At 68.7% G+C, this 6204-nt stretch carries 5 protein-coding genes; 1 reads left to right on the top strand and 4 read right to left on the bottom strand.

The window, feature by feature from the left end; all coding sequences use genetic code 11:
• From VFG33_RS12675 to VFG33_RS12660, 4 genes are all read right to left on the bottom strand, one after another.
• The coding region (locus VFG33_RS12675) for a bifunctional RNase H/acid phosphatase (RefSeq protein ID WP_325025828.1) at positions 1 to 1032 on the bottom strand (1032 nt) is incomplete at its 3' end.
• Entirely contained in the window at positions 1029 to 1787 is a 759-nt protein-coding gene (locus VFG33_RS12670) for a zinc ribbon domain-containing protein (RefSeq protein ID WP_325025826.1), read from the bottom strand. The genes VFG33_RS12670 and VFG33_RS12675, both read right to left, overlap by 4 nt.
• A 30-nt stretch (positions 1788 to 1817) precedes the next feature.
• Positions 1818 to 2951 (bottom strand): Nif3-like dinuclear metal center hexameric protein, encoded by a 1134-nt coding sequence (locus tag VFG33_RS12665; protein WP_325025824.1) that lies wholly within the window; start codon positions 2949 to 2951, stop codon positions 1818 to 1820.
• A 90-nt stretch (positions 2952 to 3041) separates the two neighbouring features.
• The gene (locus VFG33_RS12660; RefSeq protein ID WP_325025822.1) at positions 3042 to 4679 is read right to left on the bottom strand and encodes a glycoside hydrolase family 13 protein; all 1638 of its coding nucleotides are present in this window, start codon (positions 4677 to 4679) and stop codon (positions 3042 to 3044) included.
• 134 nt (positions 4680 to 4813) lie between these two features.
• Here VFG33_RS12660 and VFG33_RS12655 point away from each other — a divergent pair, with 134 nt between their 5' ends.
• Complete coding sequence (locus VFG33_RS12655; RefSeq protein ID WP_325025820.1) at positions 4814 to 6016, top strand: ROK family protein; 1203 nt, start codon at positions 4814 to 4816, stop codon at positions 6014 to 6016.
• Positions 6017 to 6204: the final 188 nt, after the last annotated feature.

Here is a 6204-nt window from a genome sequence, read left to right as displayed (position 1 = left end):
CATCGGGGCCTGGAGGACGCCGCGGACCATCAGCTTGATCGGTGTCACGTGGGTGACGACGACGACCGTCTTGCCCGGGTACGCCGCCAGGATGCCGTCGCGCGCGGAGCGGGCCCGGCGTGCACAGGCGTCGAACGACTCGCCTCCGGGCGGCGCGACCGTGGTCGACTCCATCCAGGCGCTGAGGGCCTCCGGCCACTTCTCCTGGACCTCGGCGAACGTGTGCCCGTCCCAGTCGCCGAACGAGCACTCCACCCAGCCGTCCCGGACATCCACTTCGAGCCCAAGCGACTCCGCGACCACCGCGGCCGTCTGCTGCGTCCGCAGCATCGGCGATGACACCACCGCGTCCACGCCGCCAATAGTCGACAGGTACTGCGCGGCCGCCCGCGCCTGGGCCTCCCCCGTCGGGCTCAGTCCCGGATTGTCCCCACTGGAACCGGAGAACCGCTTCTCAACCGTGTGCGGCGTCTCGCCATGCCGGAGGAAGATCAGCCGGGTCGGCGGCTCCGCCTGCGCGAAACCCCAACCCCGCATCGCCTTCTTCTGATCTGTCGGCGCCTTCGGCTCAGCTGCAGCAACAGCCGTCGGGGCGGGCCGGAGCGGCACCGGCTTCCCGTCCAGCGCCATGTTCGCCAGCGCGTCGGCAGCCGAGTTCTGGGCCCTCGGCACCCAAGTCCACTCTGTGCCGAACGGCGCGAGCGACTGCGCCTTCATCGCCAGCGGCTTCATGTCCGGGTGCTTGACCTTCCACCGCCCGGCCATCTGCTCGATCACCAGCTTGGAGTCCATCCGGACCTCGATCGAGGCGTCCGGCGCGTACTCCGCGGCCAACTCGAGGCCCGCGATCAGCCCGCTGTACTCCGCCACGTTGTTCGTCGCGATCCCCAGGGTGACGGCCCGCTGCGCGATCACCTCACCGGTCTCGGGATCCCGGACCAACGCGCCGTAAGCCGCCGGACCAGGGTTGCCGCGCGAACCACCATCGGCCTCGATGATGACGTGCGTGTAGCGGGCAGTGCTGTCGGTCATACGCTGCTCTCCGCCGTACGAACCAGGATTCGCCCGCACTCCTCGCAGCGCAGTACTGCATCGGGCGGGGAGGCCTTGAACCGGCTGAGGTCAGACGGCGCGAGCTCCATCCGGCAGCCCATGCAGCGCTTGCCGACCAGCGGCGCGGCACCGATGCCACCGTTGCGCTCGCGCAGCCGCTGGTACATCGTGATGAGGTCGTCCGGGAGCTCCGCGGCGATCGTGGCGCGCTGGTCGCCGACAGTCGCCCGCTGCTCGTCGAGCTCCTTCAACGCGGCGTCCCGGGTCGCTTCCAGCTCGGTCTGCCGACCGGCGAACGCGTCGGCCCGGGTGCGGAGGCCCGCCTGGGTCGCCTCGGCGGCCTCGAGCCTTTCCATCACCTCGAGCTCGGAGTCCTCCAGGTCGGAGATCCGGCGGTCCAGCGACACGATCTCGTGCTGCAGGTTCTCCAGATCGCGCGGCGAGGAGATCTGGCCGGAGTCCATCCGCTGCCGGTTGCGCGCCTTGCGCTGTCGGACCTGGTCGACATCACTGTCGGCCTTCTTCTGCTCCCGCTGCAGATCGCTCACCTCGGTATCGGCGTTCACCAGGTCGCCGTCGACCACCGACTTCTCCGCGGCCAGCTCGGCCAGCGCCTGGTGCTCGGGCAGCGACTTGCGCTTGTGCGCGACCTGATCCAGCTGCAGGTCGAGATCCTGCAGCTCCAGCAACCGGCGTTGGACAGCGGGCTCGGCGTTCAGGATCGGCTCCTTCAAGAGTGCGTTCAGTTGTCAGCTATCGCACCGTCAGAGCCGCGAGGTCCAGGCGTCGGTGCAGAGCGTCGAGATGTGAGTGTCCACGGTACTGCCCCGCTCTGCCAACCCCGCAGTCAGGAGTCGTTCCGCGTCGCGCAACCACGGCCATTCGCTCGCCCAGTGCGCCACGTCCACCAGCACCGGCCCCTCGTCGTACGCGCGCGCCTCGGTCGCCGGGTGATGCCGGAGGTCAGCGGTGACATAGGCATCGACGCCGGCCGCGCGGACGCGATCGAACTCCGAATCCCCCGCTCCTCCGACCACCGCGACCGTCTCGATGGTCCGCTCCGGATCACCAGCCACCCGTACTCCGTGCTCGGTGCGCGGCAGGCTGTCCGAGACGCGCTGGGCGAACTCGGTCAACGTGAGCGGCTGCCGCAGTACTCCGATCCGGCCGCCACCTCGTTCGCTCGGCAGCGAGGCCATCTCGAAGACGTCGAACGCGGGCTCCTCGTAGGAGTGCGCTGCTTTGAGTGCTTCCACGACGGCGCGACGGCGATGACGCGGCAGGACCATTTCGACGCGGCTCTCGGTGGCGCTTTCGATCTCGCCGATCCGGCCGGCGGTGGGGTTCGACCCTGGGAGCGGGCGGAACGTGAGCTCGCCGGTCGAGCTCCAGGCAGCGCGTTCGTAGTCGGTTGTCTGCCCGGCACCGGCGGCAGACAGCGCGTCGATCATCTTCTGGGTGTCGTCGATCGGGACGTAGACCACGACCTTGTCCATCGGCGCGGCGGGCATCGCCTTCAGCGGCCGGGTGTTCGTCAGCCCGAGCACGGCGGCGAGCGCGTCGCTCACACCTGGGTTCGCGTTGTCGGCGTTGGTGTGACAGACGTGGAGTGCGGTGTTGCTCCGGATCAGGTCGTGAATGATCCGGCCCTTGGGCGTGGTCGCGGCAACGCTGTTCACCCCTCGCAGCAGCAGCGGATGATGCGTCACAACCAGATCGAACCCGCCCTCGATGGCCTCATCGACCACCACTCGCAGGGGGTCCACCGCGAACAACACTCGCCGGACCGGCTGATCGAGCACCCCGGTCACCAGGCCGACAGCATCCCAACTCTCGGCCCACGCCGGGTCGTACAACCCGTCCAGCACCTCAACCACATCACCCAGAGTCGCGTCCACACCCCCATCCTGCCGCACGCCCAGATGGCTGGTGGGTCAGCCGCGAAGCCGACCCACCTGGCGCGCGCGACGGGGCGTCCGCAGTACGGGCTAGATGAGCCAGGCGGTGGTGTCGGAGGGGAGCTTTTCGCCTTCCAGCGGGGAGCTGGACAGGACGACCGCCGCATCGGGGAGCTCGATGGGGGCGGCGCCGAAGTTGGTGATGGACTGCCAGCCACCCGGACGCTTGAAGTGGAGAGACCAGTCGACCCCGTCCACCCACTCCAGCGTCGCCCCCGTCTGCAGGCCACGCCGTACGGCCAAGGCCTTGCGGTAAAGGCTCAGCGTCGACTCCGCATCACCCTCCTGCGCCTGCACCGAGTACGACCCGAACCACTTCGGCTGGACCAGATGCGACCCACCGGTTCCGAATCCGAACGACAGGCCCTCAACGGTCCACGGCAGCGGCACGCGGCATCCGTCGCGACCCTTCTCCGCCCCCTTCGACCGGAAGTAGGCCGGATCCTGCAGATTCGCCGCCGGCAACTCGCCGACCTCTTGCAGCCCCAGTTCCTCACCCTGATAGAGATACGCCGACCCCGGCAACGCCAGCATCAGCAGTACTGCGGCCCGCGCGCGCCGCAAACCCTGGGCGACGTCGACGGTCGGCTCGGTCCCGTTGCTCAGCAACCACGCCTTGCCGTCCTGCCACGCCCCGTCCGGATCCTTCGGCAACCCGTATCGCGTCGCATGCCGGACGACGTCGTGGTTCGAGAAGACCCAGGTCGACGACGACCCGTTCAGCTCCGCCAGCGCGAGGTTCTCCTTGATCACCTGCCGGAACTTCCCGAAGTCCCAGTCCGCCTGCAGCAGGTCGAAGTTGAACGCCTGGCCCAGCCCGTCAGCGCTCGCATACCGAGCCCGCCGGGCCGCCGGCACGAACGCCTCCGCCACAGCCGACCGCGGCGGGTCGTACTCGTTCAGCACCTGGCGCCACTCGGTGTAGATCTCGTGCACCTGATCGCGATCCCAGAGCGGGTGCAGCCCGTTGGACTCCGACTGCCGCGGCAGGGTCGCCTTGGCCGGCAGTGGCTCGCTCAGGTCCTTCACCAGCGCGTGCGCGACATCCACCCGGAATCCGTCCACCCCACGGTCCGACCAGAACCGCAGTGTGGTCAGGAAGTCGTCCCGGACCTCCCTGTTGTCCCAGTTCAGATCGGGCTGCTCCGCCGCGAACAGGTGCAGGTACCACTGCCCGTCCTCGACCTGCGCCCAGGCGGAACCACCGAACACCGAGTCCCAGTCCGACGGCGGCTCCGAACCGTCCGGGCCTGACCCGTCGCGGAAGATGTACCGATCCCGGGCGGCAGATCCTCGCGGTGAGGCGAGCGCCTCGCGGAACCACTCGTGCAGGCTGGACGAGTGGTTCGGCACGATGTCCACGATCAGCTTGATCCCGGACGAGTGCAGCGCGCCGACCAGTTCGTCGAAGTCCTCGAGGGTGCCGAGCCGGGGATCCACATTCCGGTAGTCGTCGACGTCGTACCCGCCGTCCGCCAGCGCCGACGGATAGAACGGGCTCAACCAGACCGCGTCGATGTCCAGCGAGGTCAGGTAGGGAACCCGGCTGATGATGCCCTGCAGGTCCCCCACGCCGTCTCCGTTGGCGTCAGCGAAGCTCCGCGGGTAGATCTGGTAGACGACGGCCTGGCGCCACCAGTCGGGGTCCGTCAAGTCGATGCTGGTCAAGAGAGGCCTCACTCCGGGTCGGCGGGTGATGTTTCCACGGCGTTAGGGCGACATTGCCGTCAGATTTATATAGACTCTAAATTTAGATTCTGCAGTATTGTGCGCGGCGATCCGCAAGGAGGTCAAGGGCGAAGATGGCGAAGACGTCGGCGGCCACACCGCCACTGCTGCGTCGCGTCAACGCAGGCAAGCTACTGGGCGTCCTGTCGAGCGCGGGCGTGATGACAGGAACCGGCCTGATCGAGGCGACCGGCCTGACCCGCGCGACGGTGCACGCGGTCTGCAACGACCTGATCGGGATGGGCTGGGTGGTCGAGCTCGACCCCGGCCGCGACGACACCGCCGTCGGCCGTCCCTCCCGGCGGTTCGAGTTCAACAGCCACGCGGGGTACGTGCTGGGCATCGACGTCGGCGCCGGCAAGACGACTGTCCTGGTGGCGAACCTGCGGGGCGAGACCGTCGCCAAGGCGGGCCGTTCATTCACCGGCGTCGAGTCGCCGACCGACCGGACCGAGGTGGTGGACGAGGCCGTCGTCGAGGCGACCGAGGCCGCCGGGGTGACCGACAGCGAGGTGATCGCCGCCGGGGTCGGCGTCGCGGCGCCGGTCGATCGCGACGGCAACATCCTGGTCGACGACGAGTTCTGGCGCCGGTTCGACGCCGGGCTGGCGACCAGGTTGTCCCAAGCGCACGGCTGGCCCGTCCTGCTGGAGAACGACGCCAACCTGGCGGTCCTCGGCGAACACTGGCGCGGCGAGGGCCGTGAGGTCGGCGATCTCGTCGTCCTGCTGGCCGGCGAGCGGTTCGGTTCCGGTCTGATGGACTCCGGCCGCCTGCTGCACGGCAGCCGCGGCGGCGCTGGCGAGATGGTCTACCTGAAGCTGGTCGAAGGCGTCGGCGACACTGCCGGCATCGCCCGAACCGCCCGCGAACGCGGCGCCGCCGTACTGACGGACCCGACCACCGACACCGTACTGCGCGACCTGGCCGGCGCGGATCCCGTCACCGCCGAGATGGTGTTCGCCGCAGCGGCCAAAGGCGATGAAGTTGCCTCCGGCATCCTTGACGAAGTCGCCTGCCGAACAGCCAGAGTGGTCGCCACCCTCGGCATCCTCTTCAACCCCGAACTAGTGGTCATCGGCGGCGCCGTAGCCGAAGCCGCCAAGTCCCTACTCCCCGGCATCGAAGAACAACTAGCCACCTTCACCGCCACCCCACCCCGCGTAGCCGTCTCCCCCCTCGGCGACGCCATCGTCTCAGTAGGCGCCGTCCGCCACGCCCTCAACTACGTAGAACAACACGCCCTAGACCTAACCCTCACACCCCGCCCCACGTAGGAACGCGGTAGCGGCCCTCGCCAAATATCCGGGCCCCACTCGTTGCTGCCAGCAACTGTGGTCGCGCCTGCTGCATTGGCGATGTGGTTGCGCCGGTGCATTGGCGATGTGGTTGCGCGGTCTCCGCTGCGGGAGTGTGCTAGCCGAGGTACTGGGTGTCAAGGGCGCTTCGCGGCCCTGCGGGCTCG

Source organism: Kribbella sp., from assembly GCF_035687465.1.
GTDB lineage: Bacteria > Actinomycetota > Actinomycetes > Propionibacteriales > Kribbellaceae > Kribbella.
The sequence above is the reverse complement of the archived record's forward strand: the minus strand, read 5'-3'. Positions and strand labels throughout refer to the sequence as shown.

Bases quoted from the DNA above. Each gene is read 5' to 3' on its own strand.
- VFG33_RS12655 (WP_325025820.1), top strand. From the start codon at position 4,814: ATGGCGAAGACGTCGGCGGCCACACCGCCACTGCTGCGTCGCGTCAAC.